This is a genomic window from Sphingomonas sp. R86520 (assembly GCF_042466285.1).
In the GTDB taxonomy this organism is placed as follows: domain Bacteria; phylum Pseudomonadota; class Alphaproteobacteria; order Sphingomonadales; family Sphingomonadaceae; genus Sphingomonas.
On the sequence record NZ_JAXHBZ010000001.1, the window covers coordinates 3547234 to 3568495 of the forward strand.

23 protein-coding genes, 1 tRNA gene and 1 riboswitch are annotated in these 21262 nt (G+C 65.5%); of the genes, 14 read left to right on the forward strand and 10 right to left on the reverse strand.

Features of this window, described 5'->3' with window-relative positions; genetic code table 11:
* Positions 1–158 precede the first annotated feature (158 nt).
* Complete coding sequence (locus SJY41_RS16285; protein WP_380783260.1) at positions 159–1637, reverse strand: phytoene desaturase; 1479 nt, start codon at positions 1635–1637, stop codon at positions 159–161.
* Positions 1634–2797: a lycopene beta-cyclase CrtY gene (gene crtY / locus SJY41_RS16290; protein ID WP_380783261.1), complete on the reverse strand. Its 1164-nt coding sequence runs from the start codon at positions 2795–2797 to the stop codon at positions 1634–1636. Before crtY ends, SJY41_RS16285 begins: the two co-directional genes overlap by 4 nt.
* A gap of 227 nt (positions 2798–3024) precedes the next feature.
* On the opposite strand from crtY, the gene SJY41_RS16295 reads away from it, so the two are divergent.
* Complete coding sequence (locus SJY41_RS16295; protein WP_380783262.1) at positions 3025–3543, forward strand: GNAT family N-acetyltransferase; 519 nt, start codon at positions 3025–3027, stop codon at positions 3541–3543.
* A 9-nt stretch (positions 3544–3552) separates the two neighbouring features.
* On the opposite strand, the gene SJY41_RS16300 is transcribed toward SJY41_RS16295, so the two are convergent.
* A complete protein-coding gene (locus SJY41_RS16300) occupies positions 3553–3717 on the reverse strand; it encodes a hypothetical protein (RefSeq protein ID WP_380783263.1) in 165 nt (54 codons plus the stop codon).
* A 127-nt stretch (positions 3718–3844) separates the two neighbouring features.
* Positions 3845–3985 carry a hypothetical protein gene (locus SJY41_RS16305; RefSeq protein WP_380783264.1) on the reverse strand — a complete coding sequence of 47 codons (141 nt, stop codon included), beginning with the start codon at positions 3983–3985 and terminating at the stop codon, positions 3845–3847.
* Positions 3986–4485: 500 nt separating this feature from the next.
* Here SJY41_RS16305 and SJY41_RS16310 point away from each other — a divergent pair, with 500 nt between their 5' ends.
* The 7 genes from SJY41_RS16310 (at position 4486) to thiC (ending at position 12333) form a co-directional block, all read left to right on the forward strand.
* On the forward strand, positions 4486–5301 hold the full coding sequence (locus tag SJY41_RS16310) for a sterol desaturase family protein (RefSeq protein ID WP_380784170.1): 816 nt from the start codon (positions 4486–4488) through the stop codon (positions 5299–5301).
* Complete coding sequence (locus SJY41_RS16315; RefSeq protein WP_380783265.1) at positions 5255–5656, forward strand: DUF2141 domain-containing protein; 402 nt, start codon at positions 5255–5257, stop codon at positions 5654–5656. Before SJY41_RS16310 ends, SJY41_RS16315 begins: the two co-directional genes overlap by 47 nt.
* A 68-nt stretch (positions 5657–5724) precedes the next feature.
* Positions 5725–6588 (forward strand): MipA/OmpV family protein, encoded by an 864-nt coding sequence (locus SJY41_RS16320; RefSeq protein ID WP_380783266.1) that lies wholly within the window; start codon positions 5725–5727, stop codon positions 6586–6588.
* A 203-nt stretch (positions 6589–6791) separates the two neighbouring features.
* Positions 6792–7784 carry a ferritin-like domain-containing protein gene (locus tag SJY41_RS16325; RefSeq protein WP_380783267.1) on the forward strand — a complete coding sequence of 331 codons (993 nt, stop codon included), beginning with the start codon at positions 6792–6794 and terminating at the stop codon, positions 7782–7784.
* Between the two features lie 50 nt (positions 7785–7834).
* Positions 7835–8863 carry a ferritin-like domain-containing protein gene (locus SJY41_RS16330; protein WP_380783268.1) on the forward strand — a complete coding sequence of 343 codons (1029 nt, stop codon included), beginning with the start codon at positions 7835–7837 and terminating at the stop codon, positions 8861–8863.
* A gap of 78 nt (positions 8864–8941) precedes the next feature.
* On the forward strand, positions 8942–9823 hold the full coding sequence (locus tag SJY41_RS16335; RefSeq protein WP_380783269.1) for an outer membrane protein: 882 nt from the start codon (positions 8942–8944) through the stop codon (positions 9821–9823).
* Between the two features lie 395 nt (positions 9824–10218).
* Positions 10219–10329, forward strand: a riboswitch (TPP riboswitch).
* Positions 10330–10368: 39 nt separating this feature from the next.
* Positions 10369–12333: a phosphomethylpyrimidine synthase ThiC gene (gene thiC, locus SJY41_RS16340; RefSeq protein WP_380783270.1), complete on the forward strand. Its 1965-nt coding sequence runs from the start codon at positions 10369–10371 to the stop codon at positions 12331–12333.
* Between the two features lie 55 nt (positions 12334–12388).
* Here thiC and SJY41_RS16345 read toward each other — a convergent pair whose 3' ends face one another.
* Both SJY41_RS16345 and ung read right to left on the reverse strand, forming a co-directional pair.
* On the reverse strand, positions 12389–12688 hold the full coding sequence (locus SJY41_RS16345) for an alkylphosphonate utilization protein (RefSeq protein WP_380783271.1): 300 nt from the start codon (positions 12686–12688) through the stop codon (positions 12389–12391).
* Positions 12685–13383 carry a uracil-DNA glycosylase gene (gene ung, locus SJY41_RS16350; protein ID WP_380783272.1) on the reverse strand — a complete coding sequence of 233 codons (699 nt, stop codon included), beginning with the start codon at positions 13381–13383 and terminating at the stop codon, positions 12685–12687. Before ung ends, SJY41_RS16345 begins: the two co-directional genes overlap by 4 nt.
* 173 nt (positions 13384–13556) lie before the next feature.
* Between ung and aguB the strand changes: the two genes are divergently transcribed.
* Positions 13557–14417: an N-carbamoylputrescine amidase gene (gene aguB / locus SJY41_RS16355; protein WP_380783273.1), complete on the forward strand. Its 861-nt coding sequence runs from the start codon at positions 13557–13559 to the stop codon at positions 14415–14417.
* A gap of 127 nt (positions 14418–14544) precedes the next feature.
* On the opposite strand, the gene SJY41_RS16360 is transcribed toward aguB, so the two are convergent.
* Positions 14545–15120, reverse strand: coding sequence for a DUF4337 domain-containing protein (locus tag SJY41_RS16360; RefSeq protein WP_380783274.1), 576 nt, complete (start codon positions 15118–15120; stop codon positions 14545–14547).
* Between the two features lie 133 nt (positions 15121–15253).
* Between SJY41_RS16360 and SJY41_RS16365 the strand changes: the two genes are divergently transcribed.
* Complete coding sequence (locus SJY41_RS16365) at positions 15254–16231, forward strand: MBL fold metallo-hydrolase (RefSeq protein WP_380783275.1); 978 nt, start codon at positions 15254–15256, stop codon at positions 16229–16231.
* Positions 16232–16432: 201 nt separating this feature from the next.
* Here SJY41_RS16365 and SJY41_RS16370 read toward each other — a convergent pair whose 3' ends face one another.
* Complete coding sequence (locus SJY41_RS16370) at positions 16433–17182, reverse strand: uracil-DNA glycosylase (protein ID WP_380783276.1); 750 nt, start codon at positions 17180–17182, stop codon at positions 16433–16435.
* Between the two features lie 22 nt (positions 17183–17204).
* Here SJY41_RS16370 and folK point away from each other — a divergent pair, with 22 nt between their 5' ends.
* From folK to SJY41_RS16385, 3 genes are all read left to right on the forward strand, one after another.
* On the forward strand, positions 17205–17714 hold the full coding sequence (gene folK / locus SJY41_RS16375) for a 2-amino-4-hydroxy-6-hydroxymethyldihydropteridine diphosphokinase (RefSeq protein ID WP_380783277.1): 510 nt from the start codon (positions 17205–17207) through the stop codon (positions 17712–17714).
* Between the two features lie 21 nt (positions 17715–17735).
* Positions 17736–17811, forward strand: a tRNA-Lys gene (locus SJY41_RS16380).
* Between the two features lie 227 nt (positions 17812–18038).
* Complete coding sequence (locus tag SJY41_RS16385; protein WP_380783278.1) at positions 18039–18536, forward strand: phosphatase PAP2 family protein; 498 nt, start codon at positions 18039–18041, stop codon at positions 18534–18536.
* On the opposite strand, the gene galE is transcribed toward SJY41_RS16385, so the two are convergent.
* Complete coding sequence (gene galE / locus SJY41_RS16390) at positions 18533–19531, reverse strand: UDP-glucose 4-epimerase GalE (protein WP_380783279.1); 999 nt, start codon at positions 19529–19531, stop codon at positions 18533–18535. The two genes, SJY41_RS16385 and galE, sit on opposite strands and share 4 nt — an antisense overlap.
* A 59-nt stretch (positions 19532–19590) precedes the next feature.
* Between galE and msrA the strand changes: the two genes are divergently transcribed.
* Positions 19591–20133, forward strand: coding sequence for a peptide-methionine (S)-S-oxide reductase MsrA (gene msrA, locus SJY41_RS16395; RefSeq protein ID WP_380783280.1), 543 nt, complete (start codon positions 19591–19593; stop codon positions 20131–20133).
* A gap of 97 nt (positions 20134–20230) precedes the next feature.
* Here the strand turns inward: msrA and SJY41_RS16400 are convergent, their stop codons facing one another.
* Positions 20231–21250 (reverse strand): L-threonylcarbamoyladenylate synthase, encoded by a 1020-nt coding sequence (locus SJY41_RS16400; protein WP_380783281.1) that lies wholly within the window; start codon positions 21248–21250, stop codon positions 20231–20233.
* Between the last annotated feature and the right edge of the window lie 12 nt (positions 21251–21262).

Genomic DNA, 21262 nt, shown 5'->3' on the forward strand with positions numbered 1-21262 from the left:
AAGCGCGCGGGGTGCCGCAAGGGAAAGATTTTTCGCGCAGAGGCGCAGAGGAGAGTCGCCCGGAACGGGCATCAATGCCAACCCTAATTTGGCAATAAATCGCTCCGCGACAGGCGCAACACCTCAGCGTCCTCTGCGCCTCTGCGCGAAAAATCCTTCTACTTCTCGCCTTCCAGCATCAACCGCGCGGTAGCCTTGGCACTCCCCACGACCCCCGGAATGCCAGCCCCCGGATGAGTCCCAGCCCCCACGAAATACAGGTTCGGAATGTGATCATCCCGGTTGTGCACCCGGAAATACGCACTCTGCGTCAACACCGGCTCCAACGAGAACGCCGACCCCAGATGCGCGTTCAGGTCCTCCGCGAAATCCTTCGGCGCGTACGAGAATTTCGTCACGATCCGCTCGTGGATATCCGGGATCAACCGCCGCCCGATCTCGTCGAGGATGCGCTTCTCCAGGATCGGCCCGATCTCGTCCCAGTCGACCGGGAATTTCCCGAGATGCGGCACCGGCGCCAGCGCATAGAACGTGGAGTACCCCTCCGGCGCCAGCGAAGGATCGGTCACCGTCGGATGATGCAGGTACAGCGAGAAATCCTCGCTCAGCACGCCGTGATCGTAAATGTCCTCGAGCAGCCCCTTATAGCGCGGCCCGAACAGGATCATGTGGTGCGGAATGCCGGGCCACGTGCCCTTGATCCCGAAATGCACCACGAACAGCGACGGCGAATATTTCTTCCGCTCGAGCGACCCAGTCTTGCGCTTGGCACTGCGCGAGGTCGCCAGCAGGTCGCGGTACGTGTGCATGATGTCGCTGTTCGCCGCCACCGCATCCGCCTGCGCCGACCAGCCGCTCGCGCACGTTACGCCGGTCGCCCGGTCGCCCAGAGTCTCGATCGACGTTACCGGATCGTCGAGCCGCAGCACGCCGCCGAGCCGCTTGAACTGAGTCACCAGCGCCGCGACCAGACGGTTGGTCCCGCCACGCGCGAACCATACGCCGCCGTCGCGCTCCAGCTTGTGGATCAGCGCATAGATCGCGCTCGTCGTCATCGGATTGCCGCCGACCAGCAGCGTGTGGAACGACAGTGCCTCGCGCAATTTCTCCGACTTCACGAAGCTCGACACGATCGAATATACCGACCGCCACGCCTGGTATTTCGCCAGCGCCGGCGCCGCCTTGATCATCGACCCGAAGTCGAGAAACGCGACATGCCCGAGCTTCTCATAGCCTTCCTTGAACACGCCGGCGGAGTAATCGAGGAACTTCAGATACCCCGCCCAGTCGCCCGGATGCAGCTTCTCGATCTCCGACCGCATCAGCGTATCGTCGTTGGTATAGTCGAAGTTCGTCCCGTCGGGCCAGTTCAGCCGGTAGAACGGCAGCACCGGATCGAGCGTCACGTCCTCCGCCATGTCGCGCCCGGTCAGCGCCCACAGCTCGCGCAGGCAATCCGGATCGGTGATTACCGTCGGGCCCGCATCGAAGGTGAACCCGTCCCGCTCCCAGAAATACCCGCGCCCGCCCGGCTTGTCGCGGCTCTCGACGATCGTGGTCTGCACGCCCGCGGATTGCAGCCGGATCGCGAGCGCGAGGCCGCCAAACCCTGCGCCGATGACTATTGCGGTCTTCAAGAGCGTGCTCCGATGATAGCGCGAACGGCGCGCGAAATGGGGACCGGCGGCTTGCCGGTGAGAACTCGGGCCTTGTCGGTCATGGTCGATCGTCCGGCATAGAACCGCCCGATCAGCGCAGGCGACAGGCGGTAGAAGCGTTCGAGGATACGGTAGCGTTCCTCCGGCTCGGCGGCGCGGAACAACATCGTGTCGAGCATCCGGTAGAAGCCGCGGCTCTTCCACGTCGCCCGCGCCATCGCATGCGTCGCATCGTGCAGATTCGCGCCCGAGAAATCGCTGAGGCCAGCCAGCATCGCCGCGGTCCGCACCGCGTCGGGCAGTGAGTAGCCCGTGGTCGGATGAAACATTCCCGCGCGCATCCCGGCCTTAGCGACGCGTGCGCCACCGGACCGCCAATACGCCTCGAAATCGCCCCCCATCGCGACCGGCAGCACGCCCGACTCCTCCCGCACGACGCTCTCGACCGACCAGCCCCGCCCGGCGACATACGCGTCGATCCGACCGCCCAGCACCGCCACGTCGAGATCGGGCGTATCGCTATAATAGGTGTCCTCGACGAACATCCGCTCGGCCGAGAACGGCAGGCAGTAGACGAAGCGATACCCGTCGATCTGCGGAATGGTGGCGTCCATCACCATCGGCCGTGGGCTCGCGTGCGGCACGGCCAACGCCAGCTCGCGCCCGAGAAACTTTTGCCACGCCAAGTCCAGCAGCGACAGATCGCCCGGACCCCGCGTGTCGATAACCCCGGTCGCCTCGATCCGGTCGCCATCCGCCAGCACCACTGCGGTCGCACTCGCGCCCAGCACCTTCCGCCCCAGCATCAGCGCGTGAGCCGGCAACGCCTGGCGCACTTCGCGGTCGAGCCGCTCGCTCTCGATCGAATAATAGGTCGCATCGATCGTCCGCGCATGTGCCGGAAAGCGCACATCGTATCCGCGCCAGGCATGCACCACGAGCGGCGCGACGATCCAGCGATCGGCCTGCGCCACGTCGCTCCCAAAGAACGACCAGAGGTGATTGCCGCCGACGACTCCGGCCGAGTCGATCAGCCGCACGTCGAGCACGGGATGCTTTGCTTTCAGCGCCAGCGCGATCATCCCGCCGGCCAGGCCCGCGCCGACGATCGCAACGTCGCAGGAGATCGTCGATGCCATCCGCTCGGACTAGCGCAAAGCAGGGCCCCCGAAAACAACCTTTCCCGCCCGAAGACAACCTGCGTTGCCGTGGTGAGAGAGGGCAGGGCGGTATGCGGGGACCATCCTCAACCCATCACCGCCTCACGGAGTCTCTCCCTCTTTCAATGGACCAGGGAAGGCGCCCGCGACGGCTTCGTGGTGGGAAGGGTGAGGACGGCCCGAGGCAAAGTCGCTAGCTTGGGCCAATGTCCGTCCCCACGCTCACCACCTCTCGTCTGACCCTGACTGGCCATGCCGCGCCCGACCTCGAAGACTGTGCGACAATGTGGACCGACCCGCGCGTCTATACGATGATCGGCGGCCAGCCCCGCTCCCGCGAGGACGTCTGGATCCGCCTGCTCCGCTCGGTCGGCCAATGGACCTTGTTCGGCTACGGCAGCTGGATCGCGCGCGAAACCGCGACCGGCAAGCTGATCGGCGAACTCGGCCTGATCGAAGCCCGTCGCGCAATCCAGCCGTCGATCGACGCCACTCCCGAAGTCGGCTGGACGCTCACGGGCGACGCGCACGGCCAGGGCTATGCCTCCGAAGCGCTCGCCGCGATCTTCGCCTGGGCCGATGCGCGCATCCCGCGGACGGCGTGCATCATAGACCGCGCCAACGCCCCCTCGATCAAGCTCGCCGACCGCCTCGGCTACCAGTTGCAGACCGAAGGCCGCTACCGCGAAGCCCCGATCCTGATTTTCGGTCGCGACGCTCGTTGAGCGCCGGCGTTACTTCTGCGCGGTGACGATCGCAGGATGTGCGGTCGGGGCAACCGGATCGCCGTGATGGCCATAGAATGCCATCATCAAGACGCCGGCCGCCAGGACTCCGCCGGTGATGGTATAGATCAGGCCCTTATGGTCCTTGCTCGCGATGTCGCTGCGATTTGCCATGCATCTCTCTCCGAATCCGGCAGGTCATCCTGCTCTGATGACCGAAGCTACAGTGAATCCTGCCGTTGCATAGTGGCTTTTTCGCTGGGACTTTCGCATCGTCTCAAGCATTTCGCGGGCGAAACTCTCAGACCTTCCAGTCCTCGATCGCCGCGTCGTAGCGAGTCTTCTCGTCCTCGACGCTATCTCGCGCCGCCGTCAGGTCCGCGTCGCGCGCGTGTTCGAGATCGCGCCGTTCGCGCGCCAAGGCCGCCTCGCGCTCGGCCAAGGCGCGCAGCTTGTTCCGGTACGCTGCTTCCTGCGTTTCGAGTAATGCCTCGGCTGCGGCCAGTTTGGCTCGGCTTGGGCTTGGGCTGGGGCTGGGGCTTGGGCTTGGATTTGGACTCAACCTTGGGTTTCGGTGCAGGATCTGTCTCGCCCTCCGCCTGCGCCTTGACCGATCGCACCGCCCGCGCCGGCAACGCCGCGATCTGTTCCGCCGACGTCCCGCGAGATCGCTTGATGACCACGCCCGGCGACGCGAGTGGCTCCGCGGACAGGGCCGGATCCGTCACCAGTTCGGCGATCCCCCGCGCGAACAGGTCGTGATCGCTACCCCAGGCCGCCAGCGCCGCCTTCTGGCTCGGCGCCGCAACATAGGCGTCGTGGAAACCCGCAGCGGTCCGATACACCTTCAATTTTGCCGCTCGCGCCATGGCTCAGGCTACCGCCACCACGCGAACGAAGCCACCCATTACCCGGGAGGACGAACTCGCCTATAAGAGCGTCATGTGGCTCGCCATCCTCCTCTCCGCCGCGGCGATGACCGCGATCGTCGGTGTTCGGTATCTGATCGTCTCGGGCGCATTCGCGGCCGCCACCCGGGCCCGTCACCCAGGTCTTTACCGCGGTCTCGATACGCAGATGCGGCGCGAGATCCTGTGGAGCATCGCCTCGGCCGCGATCTACGGCGTGCCAGCGGGGATCGTCGCCTGGGGCTGGCAGAATCGTGGCTGGACCAAGGTCTATACCGACGTCCACGCCTACCCGCTCTGGTATCTGCCCGTCTCGGCGCTGCTGTTCCTGTTCGCGCACGATACCTGGTTCTACTGGACGCATCGCTGGATGCACCGGCCGGCGCCGTTCAAGCTGGCACACGCGGTCCATCACGCCAGTCGCCCGCCGACCGCATGGGCGGCGATGGCGTTCCACCCGATCGAGGCGATCACCGGCGCTGTGATAATTCCGCTACTGGTGTTCTTAATTCCGATCAACGTCGCCGCCTTGGGTTTGGTCCTGACGATCATGACGGTTATGGGTGTGACCAATCACATGGGATGGGAGATCTTCCCACGGTTCATGTGGCGGGGAGCATTGGGGGGATGGCTGATAACGGCCAGCCACCATCAGCGTCATCATGAACAATACGGATGCAATTATGGGCTATATTTCCGAGTCTGGGATCGGCTCTGCGGCACCGACCGGGGGCTCGGCGACTTCGCGAAATCGCATGCCAGGGCGCATGCGAAAGCTGTCGCGCGTGGCGGTGGGCGCGGCAATGGCCTGGGCGACACTGGCAGCGGCGGCACCGGTCACGCGGCTTGACGTCCACGTCGACAATCTCCGCTCGGCAAAGGGCCTGATCCGGATCTGCCTTACCGCCGATCCTAAGAACTTTCCTGCCTGTGTCGACGATGCCGACGCGCTCACCCGCTCGATCCCGGCCAGCGTCCATACCACCAGTTTCCCCGGCCTTCCGCAGCGCGGCTATGCGCTCGCCGTGATCCACGACGAGAACAGCAACGCCAAGCTCGACACCTTCGCCGGCATCCCGCGCGAGGGCTATGGCTTCTCGCGCGACGCCGCCGTCCGGTTCGGTCCGCCGCGGTTTGCCGCCGCCCGGTTCGTGCTGGCGGGTGATGCCGAAATGCAACAGGTGAAGATGCGTTACATCTTCTGACGAATCGTTACGGACCGAAACCACTCTTACGGCGTTCCGCGATGGAACCTTTTCTCCGGAGCATTTCCTTGCGCGCATTCTCTCTCATACTGACTGCCGCAACCGCGGCGGTCGCCGTCGCCACCCCGGCGCTCGCTCAGACCGACCCGAACCCGTCGCCGCCGATCACCAACCCGGCGGACAATAACCGCATCACGGTTGCCGTCGGCGTCGCGTCGCTACCCGATTACGAGGGTGCCGACAGCAACAGCTTCACGCCAGCCGGCGCCGTGATCGGCACGGTCCGCGGGCATGATTTCTTCACGCGCGGTACGCAGCTCTACGTCAATCTGATCCCGAACACGGGCAATGTGGGCATCAACTACGAATTGGGCGTCATCGGCGCGGTTCGCACCGATCGCACCGGCAAGGTCGACAATCGTCAGGTTCGTGCGCTCGGCAAGATCGACACCGCCTACGAAGTCGGCGGCTATGTCGGCATCGGCAAGACCGGCGTCATCACCAGCGACTACGACACGCTCACGGCACGCGTCGCCTATGTCCACGACGTGTCGGGCACGTATGACAGCTACGTCATCACGCCGCAGGTCAACTACACCACGCCGCTTTCGGTCCGCACGCTCGTTTCGCTCGGCGTCGCGGCGGACTATGTAGGCAAGGGCTATGGCCGCACCTATTCGTCGGTGACGCCGATCGGCACGCTCGCCAGCGGCCTGCGCACCTATGACATCGACGACAGCGGCTTCCGTCGCGTCAACGCGTCGTTCTTCGTTCTGCAGAGCCTGTCGGGCGATCTGCGCCACGGCTTCGGCATTGGCGCGGGCGTGCTCTACGGTCGCATGCTCGGCAAGTACAAGGACAGCCCGATCGTCGCCGATGTCGGCTCGGCGGACCAGTGGATGGGGGCCGCAGGCCTCACCTACACCTTCTAACCGAAAAATATTTTCGCACGGGTCTTGAACCCTGCATCCAAAAGCCGTCCGCAGTCGTTACTCGACCCGGACGGCTTTTTTTATGTCCGTAACAGAGCGGGTTACGAATGAGTTCCGGTAAACGGGACCGGTCGGATTCTGGGATGTTGCGTCATCGCCGCAGTGAATTTCGACGTCCGCAACAGCAAGGGGAGGACCCTGATATGACCGAGAGCGTGCACCTTATCGAAGCCCTCGATGCCCGCGTAGAGCGACGCAACGACCGGCGTGATTTCTTCAAGAACGCGCTTGGCGCCGCTGCGATGACCGCAGCCGGTGCGACCGCATTGTCCTTTTCCACGTCGGCCTCGGCACAGTCCGTCACCGATGCGGACGTTCTGAACTTCGCGCTCAACCTCGAATATCTCGAAGCGCAGTTCTATTCCTACGCCGCAACCGGCAACGGTCTCCCCAACTCGATGCTCACCGGCACCGGCACACAGGGCGCCGTCCTAGGCGGTCGCCAGGTCGCGTTCACCGACCCGATCGTCGCGCAATATGCCAAGGAAATCGCCGCCGACGAGATCGCGCACGTCAATTTCCTGCGCACCGCCCTCGGCGCGTCGGCAGTATCACAGCCGGCGATCGACGTCAGCGTCACCGCCACCAGCGCCTTCTCGAACGCAGCACGCGCTGCCGGCCTGATCGGCGCCGGCGCCTCGTTCGACGTCTATGCGAACGACGAGAACTTCCTGCTCGGCGCGTTCATCTTTGAGGACGTCGGTGTCACCGCCTACAAGGGTGCTGCCCCGCTGCTGACCAGCAAGGCGTATCTGGAGGCCGCAGCCGGCCTGCTCGCGGTCGAGGCGTATCACGCCGCGATCGTCCGCACGACGCTATACGGCAAGGGTATCGCGACGCCGTCGCTGCGCACGTCGGCCGATGCAATCTCGAACGCACGCGACAGCCTCGATGGCTCGACCGATCTCGATCAGGGTATCTCGCCGGTCACGCAGACGCCGATCAATCTGTCGACAACGCAGGCTGCGGTCACCGCATCGAACATCGTCCCGCTGGACGCCAACGGCGTCGCCTTCAGCCGTTCGACGAGCCAGGTGCTCAACATCGTGTACCTCAACAAGGGCGCAGCATCGGCAGGCGGGTTCTTCCCGGCTGGCATGAACGGCAACGTCAAGACGAGCACCGCAGCAGTCTGATCGCATCAGTCTGACCGCGCGCCTTCTTCGATATTTAGGGGATTAACCCAATGACCGATCTCAATACCAAGCTCGAAATATTCGACGCGATCGCCAGCCGTCGCAACGAACGCCGCAACTTCCTCCGCTTCGCCGGTGGCAGCGCCCTAGCCGTTGGTGGTGCATCGCTGCTCGCCGCCTGCGGCAGCGACGATCAGGACCTCGCGCCTGCACCGACGCCTACGCCGACCCCGGCCGCTGCGCTCAATGACGCGGACGTCCTGAACTTCGCCCTCAACCTCGAATATCTCGAAGCGCAGTTCTACGCGTTCGCAGCGTTCGGCGTCGGCCTGAACGCCAGCCTGCTGACCGGTACCGGTACGCAAGGGTCCGTCACGGGCGGCGCGCAGGTTCCCTTCACCGACACTGTCGTCCGTGAATACGCCCGCGAAATCGCGATTGACGAAGTCGCACACGTCGCGTTCCTTCGCACCGCGCTCGGCACTGCTGCCGTCGCACAACCTGCGATCGATATCTCGGCCGGCACGGCAGCCGCACCGGGTGCCTTCACCGCTGCGGCACGCGCTGCCGGCGTCGTCGGCGCAACCGGGATCTTCAACCCGTACGCGGACGACAACAGCTTCCTGCTCGGCGCGTATATCTTCGAGGACGTCGGCGTTTCGGCCTATAAGGGCGCCGCACCGCTGATCGCCAACAAGACGTATCTCGAGGCGGCTGCCGGCATCCTCGCGGCCGAGGCCTATCATGCGGGCCTGATCCGCACGATCCTGTACCGCAAGGGCCTGACCGTGCCGACGCTGCGTACTGCCGCCGGCCAGATCAGCGACGCGCGCGATAGCCTCGACGGCACCGTTACCAACGCCGCGACCGGCGTTATCGGCGACGACGATCAGGGCATCACCGGCACCGACGCCACCATGTCGAACATCGTGCCGACCGATGCCAACGGGCTCGCCTACAGCCGCTCGACCGGCCAGGTGCTCAACATCGTCTATCTCAACAAGGCCGCCGTCGCGATGGGCGGGTTCTTCCCGGCCGGCGTCAACGGCAACATCAAGACCAGCGCCGCCAATCCGTGATCGCCATCACCGATTGAAACAGAAATCTCGGGTCGCGGCGAACATCGGGAGCGCCGCGGCCCAAGTTTGGGGAATGACATGAAGCACCTTACGAAGCTCACCACGCTCGCCGGCCTTACGGTCGCGGGCCTTTTCGCCGTTCCGGCCCAGGCCCAGATGCTATCGCAGGAAACCACTGCAGACCGCCCGTTCTCGGGCGTCTATGTCGGCGCGGCCGGCGGGTATGACGTGCAGAAGAACGATGTCGGCTCGTCGATCCTGTTTGACCGCAATGGCGATGGCAATTTCAACGAGAACGTCAACACCATCACCGGCGCCAACGCCTTCTCGCCGGGCTTCTGCAACGGCTCCGCACGCACCGGCGCCGCGGCCTATGGTTGCCGCAACGACGACGACGGCTGGGCCTATTACGGTCGCGCCGGTTTCGACGCACAGCGCGGCAACATCGTCGTCGGCGTCGTCGGCGAATTCGGCAAGACCGAGATCACCGACAGCGTCTCGGGCTTCTCGACCACGCCCGCCAGCTACACCATGTCGCGCAAGGTCGACTGGGAAGCCTCGGTCCGTGGCCGCGCCGGCTATGCGATCAACACCACATTGTTCTACGGCACGTTCGGTGCTGGCTACGCCAAGATCGACAATCTGTTCTTCACCACCAACACCGCCAACGCCTTTGCGGCCACCGGTTCGAAGAACCAGTGGGGCATCCTCGGCGGCGGCGGCATCGAGCAGAAGCTGACCAAGCACATCTCGATCGGCATGGAATACATGTACCATCAGTATCAGGACAACGACGCCCGCGTCCGCGTCACCGCTGGTACGGCGCTCGCCGGCAGCCCGGTGTTGCTCGCCAACAACCCGTTCCTGATCGCGCCGAACACCACCGGCACCACCTTCCGCCGCAGCGATGAGTATCTGCGCTGGCATTCGCTCCGTGGTACGGTGAGCTTCAGGTTCTGAGGCGAAGGGCGGCCTGCACCAACTAGGTGCAGGACTCGCCCAATCTCGGGCAGCGCAGCAAAGCACGCCACAAGGCGCAGCTTTGCTACGACTGACGGCGCGCGGAAAAAGGAAGGCCGTTGCCCCAAACCGGGCAGCGGCCTTTCTCGTTTCAGCAGACGTGCGCTCACCATAAAAACGCGCCACCCCCGATACCACCACCACGGCGCAGGCCGGGGCCCAATTGGCGAGGTGGATATAACGAAGCACATCGCGTCGTTATCGCCATCCCCCAATTGGGCCCCGGCCTTCGCCGGTGTGGAGCATTATCGAGCGTGCAATGATCACGGAGCCTCGCACACCCCGCACCGCCAACCCGCTTTTCCCATTGCACCCCATCCCCACGCCCCTATGCTCACCCCACCCCGGGGGAGCGCTTTATCCGCGCTTGAGAGGAAGGCAGGAGCCTTCGACCCGCTGAACCTGATCCGGTTGATACCGGCGGAGGGAGGGAGCGGTCGCCACAGAACCGTAAACCTTGCTCCGAGACCCGTAGGAGCAAGCGCATGGCCGTCGATACGCAATCCAAGACCGCAGACATCGGCGTAACCACCGGCCCGATCCGAGGCTCGCGCAAAATCCACGTCGCAGTCCCGACCAGCCCAGACGTCCGCGTAGCCATGCGAGAAATCGTCCTAGACCCGTCATGCAGCGAACCCCCGTTACGCGTCTACGACACCAGCGGCCCCTACACCGACCCCCGCGCGACAATCGACATCAACGCCGGCCTCCCCCAACTCCGCCGCGCCTGGATCGAAGCCCGAGGTGACGTGGAATCCTACGAAGCCCGAGAACTCCGCCCCGAAGATAACGGCTATCTTGCCGCCAGCCGGCTCGGCACGGACCGCACCGCCCAAGCGGCAGCGCAGGGCGGCAACAAAGACTCCGGCGTCCCCCAATTCCCCGCCACCATCAAGCGCCCCCTCCGCGCGCGCGCCGGCGCCAACGTCAGCCAGATGCACTACGCCCGCCGAGGCATCATCACCCCAGAAATGGAATACGTCGCCACCCGAGAAAACCTCGGCCGCGCCATGCTGAAAGACTACGCCCGAGACGGCGAATCCTTCGGCGCGCAGATCCCCGACTTCGTAACCCCCGAATTCGTCCGCGACGAGATCGCCCGCGGCCGCGCGATCATCCCCAACAACATCAACCACCCCGAATCCGAACCGATGGCGATCGGCCGCAACTTCCTCGTCAAGATCAACGCCAACATCGGCAACTCCGCAGTCGCCTCCAACGTCGCCGCCGAAGTCGACAAGCTCGTCTGGTCGATCCGCTGGGGCGCGGACACGGTGATGGACCTCAGCACCGGCCGCAACATCCACGACACCCGCGAATGGATCCTCCGCAACTCGCCCGTCCCGATCGGCACCGTCCCCATCTACCAGGCGCTCGAAAAGGTCGGCGGCGTCGCCGAGGACCTCACCTGGGAGATCTTCCGCGACACGCTTATCGAGCAGGCCGAACAGGGCGTCGATTACTTCACGATCCACGCCGGCGTCCGCCTCGCCTACATCCCCATGACCGCGAAACGCGTCACCGGCATCGTCTCACGCGGCGGCTCGATCATGGCGAAATGGTGCCTCAGCCACCACAAGGAGAGCTTCCTCTACGAGCGCTTCGACGAGATCACCGAGATCATGAAGGCGTACGACATCGCCTACAGCCTCGGCGACGGCCTGCGCCCCGGCAGCATCGCCGACGCCAACGACGAAGCGCAGTTCAGCGAACTCTACACGCTAGGCGAACTCACCCACCGCGCGTGGAAGAGCGACGTCCAGGTCATGATCGAAGGCCCCGGCCACGTGCCGATGCACAAGATCAAGGAGAACATGGACAAGCAACTGGAAGTCTGTGGCGAAGCACCCTTCTACACGCTAGGGCCGCTCACCACCGACATAGCCCCAGGCTACGACCACATCACCAGCGGCATCGGCGCCGCGATGATCGGCTGGTACGGCACCGCGATGCTCTGCTACGTCACGCCGAAAGAGCATCTAGGCCTCCCCGACCGCGACGACGTGAAAATCGGCGTAGTAACCTACAAACTAGCCGCCCACGCGGCCGACCTCGCCAAAGGCCACCCCGCCGCCCAGATGCGCGACGACGCGCTGTCCCGCGCAAGGTTCGAATTCCGCTGGAGAGACCAGTTCAACCTCTCCCTCGACCCCGACACCGCCGAACAATACCACGACCAGACGTTGCCGGCAGAAGGCGCCAAGACCGCGCACTTCTGTTCGATGTGCGGCCCGAAATTCTGCTCGATGAAGATCACGCAGGAGGTGAGGGACTTCGCGGCAAAGCAGAACAACCCAGCCGATACATTTCTAGCGGCCGACGTCGACTCAGCCGACACTAACCGGGCGATCTTCGCCAAGGGCACGCACGCCGACGCCGAGAAAGGCATGGCGGACATGAGTGAGAAATTCCGCGAAAAGGGCAGCGAAATCTACCTGCCGGCGGAGTGATGTCGCGCGGGGGCGGGGGGAATCCCTGCCCCCGCGCGTCAAAAACGCGAAAGCATTACCGCTTGCGGACGAACTCCGCGCGCAGCACCAGCCCCTTGATCCCCTCGTAGCGGCAGTCGATCTCCTGCGCGTCGCCGGTCAGCCGGATCGACTTGATCACCGTCCCGCGCTTCAAGGTCTGCCCAGCGCCCTTGACGGTCAGGTCCTTGATCAACGTCACCTGATCGCCATCCGCCAGCACATTGCCGACCGAATCCCGCACCTCGACCGCGCCGTCATCCGCTGGCACAGCCGTCGCCGAACCACCCGCAACCCATTCGCCAGTCGCTTCGTCGTACACATATTCGTCGCTCATCGGTCGGTCTCCGGCAGCGCCCAGTCGATCGGCGCGCGCCCATGGGTTTCGAGAAAGGCATTGGCCCGGCTGAACGGCCGCGATCCGAAGAACCCGGTCCGCGCCGCCAGCGGCGACGGATGCGCCGACTGGATCACCAGATGCCGCCCGCCCTTCGGAACGTCGTCGACGAACGCCGCCTTCTTCTGCGCATACGCCCCCCACAGCAGGAACACGACCGGTTTGTCCTGCGCGTTCACCGCCGCGATGACCGCGTCGGTAAACTGCTCCCACCCCCGCTTCTGGTGCGACGCAGCCTCGCCCATCCGCACGCTCAGCACCGCGTTCAGCAACAGCACGCCCTGCGCCGCCCAATGATCCAACATGCCGTGAGACGCGCGCGGGATGCTAAGATCGGCCTCCAGCTCCTTGTAGATGTTGACCAGGCTCGGCGGCGTCCGCACGCCTTCGCGTACCGAGAAGCTCAGCCCATGCGCTTGCCCTGCGCCATGGTACGGGTCCTGCCCCAGGATCACGACCCGCACCTGATCCAACGGCGTCAGTTCCAGCGCCCGAAAACGATCCGCATCCTCCGGAAAGATCCGAGCCCCCGCCGCCCGCTCGGCCTTCAGGAACGCGTCGAGCGCGCGCATGTACGGCGCCTCGAACTCGGTCGCGAGCGCTTGCCAGCTTGCGGGGAGAGAGTGATCGATCATCCCCGGCGCATGTCGGAGAGGGCAGGGCAGTGTCAATCGCCGCTCCAGTTCCCCCGCGAAGGCGGGGGCCCAGGATCACACACACTATCGCCCGCAACCCTGGACACCCGCCTCCGCGGGGGAACAGCAAGCGAAGGCTCGCACAACGCGCTTCGCCTCATTATGTGAGCGCCATGACCGAGATCACCGTCGCCGCGCTGCAGCTGGGCTTCACGTCCAACATCGACCGCAACATCGCCAACGTGTCGCGCCTCGTCCACGAGGCCGCCGCGAAGGGCGCGCAGGTGATCCTGCCGCCCGAGCTGTTCGAAGGCGAGTATTTCTGCCGTGTCGAGGACGAGGGGCTCTTCGCCAACGCTGCCCCCGTCACCGAACACAAGGCGGTGCTCGCGATGCAGGCGCTCGCCGAAGCGCTCAAGGTCACCATCCCAACCAGCTTCTTCGAGGCGGACGGCCCGCATCATTACAACAGCCTCGCAATGATCGGCCCCGACGGCAACGTGCAGGGCGTCTACCGCAAGAGCCACATCCCCGACGGCCCCGGCTACGAGGAGAAGTTCTACTTCCGCCCCGGCAACACCGGTTTCAAGGTCTGGCCACATGCGTCGGAGGCGGGGCGTACGACGCTCGGCGTCGGCGTCTGCTGGGACCAATGGTACCCCGAGACCGCCCGTGCGATGATGCTGATGGGCGCGGAAGTGCTGTTCTACCCGACCGCGATCGGCAGCGAGCCGCATGATACCAGCCTCGATACCGCACGGCTGTGGCGTCGCGCGATGGTCGGTCACGCGGTCAGCAACGTCGTGCCGATCGTCGCCGCCAACCGCGTCGGCGTCGAGCACGGCCAGACCTTCTACGGTACCAGCTTCATCGCCGACGAGCGCGGCGACATCCTCGCCGAACTCGGCCGCGACGACGAAGGCGTGATCACCGCGACGATCGACCTCGACATCGTCAAGCGCCACCGCGCCGCGTTCGGCTTCTTCCGCGATCGCCGCCCCGATTTGTACGGCCGGCTGGTCCAGGACATCTGACGACTTGATCCTCCTCCGCGAGGGGGAGGGGGCTGGCGTTTGCCAGATGGAGGGAGAGGAGGCGGTAATGTAGCTTCCGTGTTCTCCCGTCCGTCACCTTCGGCGCCATCTCCCTTGCGGGTGAGGATCAGAACCAGGCCAGCCCCGCCAGCAGCGCACCCGCCAACGCAGCCGTCCCCGCCACCCACAACAGCCACCGTCGCCCGGTGAGCGCGGTGATTGAGGCCAGCGCGATCGCCACCTGCAACGCGGTCACCGCCAGCGCCAGCATCGTGTGCGGCCGCAGCGCGTCGTCCGACTCCGCATTCGCCGCCGCGGACTGCCGATCGAGCACCTGCGCCTGAGTCTTCAACGCCGTCCCTCGAGCCTTGTACCGCGCGATATCCGTCCGATGCGTCGCCAGTAGCGTCGCACTGAACCCAGGCGGCGCAAGGTCCACCTCCATCTCCGCCAGATGCCGCTTCAGGTCCTCCGCCTGGTAATAGCCCCACGCATCCGACGCCTGCGCCTTGATGAGCACCGCCTCGTTCTTGTGCAGCAACGCCTCGTTCTGCGTATGCCCGCCAAGGAAGCTCGTCACCGCCGCCAGCGTCGCCAGCACGGCCGTGAACAACGCGATCCGCTGATCCAGCGCGAAGCCCTTCTCTGCACGCTCCTCGGCCAGTTGCTCATGCAACCCGCGCACTTCGTAATCGTCGTCCATGCGATCTACCGTGGCACCTCGCGCGTGACTGGACGCTGATGATCGGGTGACATAATTTTAAGCGCCTATGACCCGGATCCGCTCCGCACCCATGCTTGCTCTCACGCTCCTTGCCGGATGCACGACGCCATCAATGAAGGGCGTCGCGCCGAGCGATCATTTCGACGGCCAGCGCTTCTTCAATCCGGACGGCGTGCAAGGCAGCGTCGGCGAGCAGAAGCAGGGTCCGGTCGCGCTGTTCCGCAATCTCGTGAAGCCGCCCTATCGCACATGGCCGCAGCACGTGCCCGTCATGCCCTCGCGTCCGCCGGCTCGCGTCGAGGGGCGGACGATGCGCGTCACCTGGATCGGCCATTCGACCGTGCTGGTGCAGACGCAGGGGCTCAACATCCTCACCGACCCGCTCTGGGTAGAGCGCGCGTCGCCCGTCCAGTTCCTCGGCGTGAAGCGCGTCCGCGAACCCGGCGTGCGACTGAAGGATCTGCCGAAGATCGACCTGATCCTGCTCAGCCACGATCATCGCGACCATCTCGACATGCGCGCGATGCGAGTGCTCTGGCATCGTGACAGGCCGCTGATCGTCACCGGCCTCGGCAACGACCAGATCCTGCGGCGCAGCAGTATCCGGGCGATCGCGCGCGACTGGGGCGGCCGGGTGACGCTGCGCCCCGGAATCGACGTGATCGTCGACCGCGCGCATCACTGGAGCGAATACGACCCCGGCGACCGCGACCGGACGCTATGGGCCGGCTTCACGGTGACGCTGCCAGGCGGCAATCTGTATTTCGCGGGCGACACCGGCCCGGGCGACATGCGCTGGGCGATCGAAGCGCGCGCGGCAGGACCGGTTCGCTTCGCGATCCTGCCGATCGGTGCCTATCATTTTGCAGGCCACGAGACCGACAATCATATCGGCCCGGATCAGGCCGTGACCGCGTTCGGGCAACTCGGTGCGGCGTACGCGATCGGTGTCCACTGGGGCACGTTCGAACTGACGTCGGAAGGCATCAACGAACCCCCGGAGCACCTCCGCGCGGCGCTCGCTCGAGAACACGTCGCAGCAGCCCGCTTCCGCACGCCCGAAGCTGGCGAGGCGTGGGTGATCGAGTAGCGTTCGATCGCTGCAAGCTATGCAGAGCCCCGCCCTTCAGCACCTCCCCGGCGGAGGCCGGGGCCCAGTTGGGAAACGCCGCCAATTGGCCGTTGCGCTCCGTTACCGCGGCCTTACCAGCTGGACCCCGGCCTTCGCCGGGGAAGGTACGTCTTACATGACTGAAGAGGCACCGACCGCGGCAGGAATTGCCCTCTGGCGTCAAACCGTCTCGCGCAACTCCAGCGCGCGCTTGAACACCGCGTCGAACATCTCCGCCGTCAGCACACCTGTGTTCACGTTGTACCGCGAGCAGTGATAGCTATCGATCAGGATGCGGCCATCGGGCATCACATGCTCCGCGCCGTGTGCGAACCGCGCCTTGGGCAAGCGTCCGCCGAGCATCTTCACCGCCGACTGGTGCGCGATATGCCCCAGCGCCACGAACACGCGCGCGCTTGGCACCGCATCCGCCTGCGTTTCCAGGAACGGCCGGCACGTGCGGATTTCTTCCGGAGTCGGCTTGTTCTCGGGCGGCAGGCACTTCACCGCGTTGAGGATGATCGCGCCGTCGAGCGCCAGCCCGTCCTCGGCCTTCGCACCGTAGGTCCCGGTCGCAAGCCCGAACCGCCCCAGCGTCTCGAACAGGAACTGCCCCGAATAATCGCCGGTGAACGCGCGGCCCGTGCGGTTCGCGCCGTGTTTGCCGGGCGCTAGGCCGATGATGCCGAGCCAAGCGGACGGATCGCCGAACGCAGGAACCGGTGCGTTCCACCATGTCGGGAACTCGGTACGCAACTGCTCGCGCACCGCGACGAGCCGCGGGCAGAGCGGGCAGTCGTGTGGCGGCTCGGTCTCGGGCAGTGCGGAGACGGGCGCAAAGACGGTCGTGACGTCGATGTCGCCGGCGAGTTCGTCGGCCGAGTCGATCGCGTGCTCGGGAAGCTCGGTGCTGTAAGGTGTGGAATCCATGGGATTGCGCTAGGCGGACCAAATGTCGCCTGCAACCCCGCTCCCGACGATCGCGCCCGCCGCGACCATTTACGCGATCGGGCTCGGCTCCAACCGACGCGGACGCCACGGTGCTCCAGAGCGCGAGATCGCCGCCGCGTTGGAAGAACTCGGCGACGTCGTCGCCCGATCGCCGACCGTCGCGAGCGCTCCTCTGGGCCCCTCGAACCGCCGCTACGCCAACGCCGTCGCGTTGATCGAGACGGCTGAAGATCCCGCCACGCTGCTCGTCCGCCTGAAAAGTATCGAACGCGCGTTCGGCCGTCGCTCGGGACGCCGCTGGGGCAGCCGCGTGCTGGACCTCGACATCGTCCTGTGGTCGGGCGGCGCATGGTCGTCACCCGGCCTCACCGTACCACACGCGGCGTTTCGAGAACGCGGGTTCGTCCTTGCCCCCCTCGCGGGGCTCGTCCCGACATGGCGCGATCCGCTAACCGGCAGAACGATCCGGCAATTGGCGCAATCGGTTGACCGAAAGCGGCCACGCGATTAGGTGCGCGGTCCACGATGGCGGGGGTCCGTAGCTCAGTTGGTAGAGCAAGCGACTTTTAATCGAGAGGTCCCGGGTTCGAGCCCCGGCGGACCCACCATCGATGCCTCGGGCGATGCGCCGAGCAGGCGGAGGCATGTCCCGGCGATTCTCGCGGGCGCATCGGTCGCCGCGGTCGGCATCATCTTCATCCTGCTGGTCGGTCTCGCGGTAGATCATTGGCCGTTCGCGTTCGACCGCGCGATCATCCTCGGCCTGCGCGCGTGGCATGGGCCGTCTTGGCTGCCGAACGTCGCGATCGACGTCACCGCGCTAGGTGGCGGCATTGTGTTGACGATCGTCGTGGTCGTCGTCACGGGCCTGCTGGTCGTCCAGCGGCTATGGCTGACCGCGCTGGCGATGCTCGCATCCAGCATCACCGGGGGACTGATCGTCGATTTCGTCAAGGCGCAGGTCAACCGCCCGCGGCCCGACATCGTCGAGCACCTCGTCACCGTCTCGAACATGAGCTTCCCGAGCGGGCATTCGGCGAACAGCGCGATCGTCTATCTCACGCTCGCCGGTCTCGCCTCGCAGGTGACGGAACACCGCGCGGCGCGGCGGTACTTGCTGGTCGTCGCGATCCTGCTGGTCGGCGCGATCGGGTGCAGCCGCGTATATCTCGGCGTCCACTGGCCGAGCGACGTGCTGGCCGGATGGAGCTTCGGCACGCTCTGGGCGCTCGCCTGGTGGCTCGCCACCGCGCGCGCGCGGCGGGCGATCGGCGGCGAGCGCCACGCGTTCGGCACCCCGCCCGCCGATCTGCCGGCGGACCCGGCCTCCTAGCGACCCTTCTCGGCCAGTGCCCGCTCCCACGCCAACGCGTCGCGGACGATGCCGTCGAGATCGGCATGGCGCGGCGTCCAGTCGAGCCGGTCCAGGATCGCGCTGTTGTCGGAAATCAGCATCGCCGGATCGCCCGCCCGACGTCCTTCGAGACGGCGTTCGATCGTCCGGTTGGTGATCTTGTCGACCGCATCGAGCACGTCGAACACCGAGAACCCCTTGCCATAGCCCGCATTGAGCGTGTGGTTCTGCGCAGGGTCGGCGATCAGGACTTCCAGCGCCGCGACATGCGCGGCGGCGAGGTCGGTGACGTGGATATAGTCGCGCACGCCGGTACCGTCGGGCGTGTCGAAATCGGTGCCGTAGACGCCGACATGGCCGCGCTTGCCGGTGGCCGCCTCGACCGCGATCTTGATCAGGTGAGTCGCGCCGATCGTCGACTGCCCGCTGCGGCCCTGCGGATCGGCACCGGCGACGTTGAAATACCGCAGTGCCGCGTAATTGATCGGATGCGCCGCGGCGACGTCGCGCAGCATCGCCTCGGTCATCAGCTTCGACATGCCGTAGGGGTTGATCGGCACGGTCGGATCGCCCTCCGCGACGGGGACCTTCTCGGGCGTGCCATAGGTTGCGGCGGTCGACGAGAAAATGAAGTGGGGGACGCCCTCGACCACCGCGCTCTCGATCAGCGCGCGGCTGGCGGCGGTGTTGTTGCGGTAATATTTGAGCGGATCGCTGACCGATTCGGGGACCACGACGGAGCCGGCGAAATGCATGATCGCCTTGACGTTGTGCTCGCGGATCGCTGCGCGCACCTTCGCATCGTCGGCGACGTTCGCCTCGACCAGCGTGGCGCGCGGATCGACCGCCCAGTCGAACCCGGTGACCAGATTGTCGAGCACGACGACCTCATATCCCGCGTCTAGCAACGCCAGCACCGCGTGGCTGCCGATATACCCAGCCCCGCCCGTCACCATCACCTTACCATCGATCATGCGCGTCTCCTCTTTGTTGCGCGGTAGCGACTTCCTATCTTGGGAGAAAGGAGATCGTGATGACGGATTATGTAACGCTCGCCGGCGGCTGCTTCTGGTGCACCGAGGCTGTATTCAAGGATGTGATCGGCGTGCAGTCGGCCGAGAGCGGCTATATCGGTGGGCAGGTGCCCAACCCGACCTACAAGCAGGTCTGCGGCGGCGACACTGGCCACGCCGAGGCGATCCGGATCGGTTTCGATCCCGAGCAGCTGAAGCTCGGCGACCTGCTCGACATCTTCTTCGCGACGCACGACGCGACGACGCTGAACCGGCAGGGCAACGACGTGGGGACCCAGTACCGCTCGGCGATGTTCCCGGCGGACGATGCGCAGAAGGCCGAGATGCAGGCGGCGCTGGAGCGGGCGCAGGCCGACTCGCCCAAGCCGATCGTCACGACGATCGAGCCGATGGATACGTGGTACGAGGCCGAAGGCTACCATCAGGATTACTGGGAGACGTCGGGCCGCTCGAACCCGTATTGCATGGCGGTGATCCCGCCCAAGCTGCAGAAGCTGCGGAAGAGTTTCGCCGCACGGTCGAAAGCGGCAGTGAACGCGTAACGGTAGTTCAGTTGTTCTCCCGCGGAAGCGGGGGCCCTTCTAGATACCGTAGTCCGACCTGTCTCCTGGACCCCCGCCTCCGCGGGGGAACAGGTAGTTAGCGATGCGCAGCACGGCGAAGACGATCGTTGACCGCTTCGCCGATACCGTCGAGCGGGATCGGTGCGATAGCGATCTTCGGACGGTCGTTCGCATCGGCAGCATGAAGCAGGTCGAAGAGCTTGGCGGCGGCCTCGACGAGGTCTCCCGATGCGGAGAGGGTTACGTTGCCCGTCACTTCGCCAAACCCGATTAGCCACTCACCCGACCCGGCCTCGGTCGCATTCAAACGAAGCGCTTTATTCGGCGCATAATGGCTCTCAAGCTGCCCCGGCGCAGTGACCACATCCTCACTCCCCCCCGGCGAAGGCCGGGGCCCAATTGGGGGAAGGTCATGACGCAGGCCGTTCCCGGTTACATCCGACGTTCCAATTGGGCCCCGGCCTTCGCCGGGGAGGTGCTGGAGGTGCGTCAGGATAGCCTCCGCAGTAACCGGCCCCGGCCGCAGCACCGTCCGCCCGGCCACGATCGTCGACTCCAACCCCGCCTCGGTAGCCCCGTCGTCGAGGATCAACGGCACGTTCCCCGCCAGACTCCCCGCAACATGAGCAGCGCTGGTTGGACTGATCCCCCCACTCACATTGGCCGAAGGCGCCGCCAAAGGCCGCCCCGACGCCGCGATCAACTCCTGCATAGCCCGATGTCGTGGCACCCGGATCGCGATCGTATCCAACCCTGCCGTCACCAGCGAAGCGATCCCCGAATCCCCCCTTACCGGAAGCACCAACGTCAAAGGCCCCGGCCAGAAAGCCTCGGCAAGCGCCAACGCATCCGCATCGAACACCGCGATCCGCTCCGCCGCCGCGAGATCCGCGACATGCACGATCAGCGGATTGAAACTCGGCCGACCCTTGGCCGCATAGATCCGCGCCACCGCCTCCGCATTCGTGGCGTCCGCCGCCAGCCCGTATACCGTCTCGGTCGGCACTGCGACGATGCACCCTGCGCGGATCAGCGCGGCGGCCTGCGCCAGCGCGGCCGTTCCGTAGCGGCGGATTTGTGGGTGTGGACGGACCATTTCGGAGGCCTA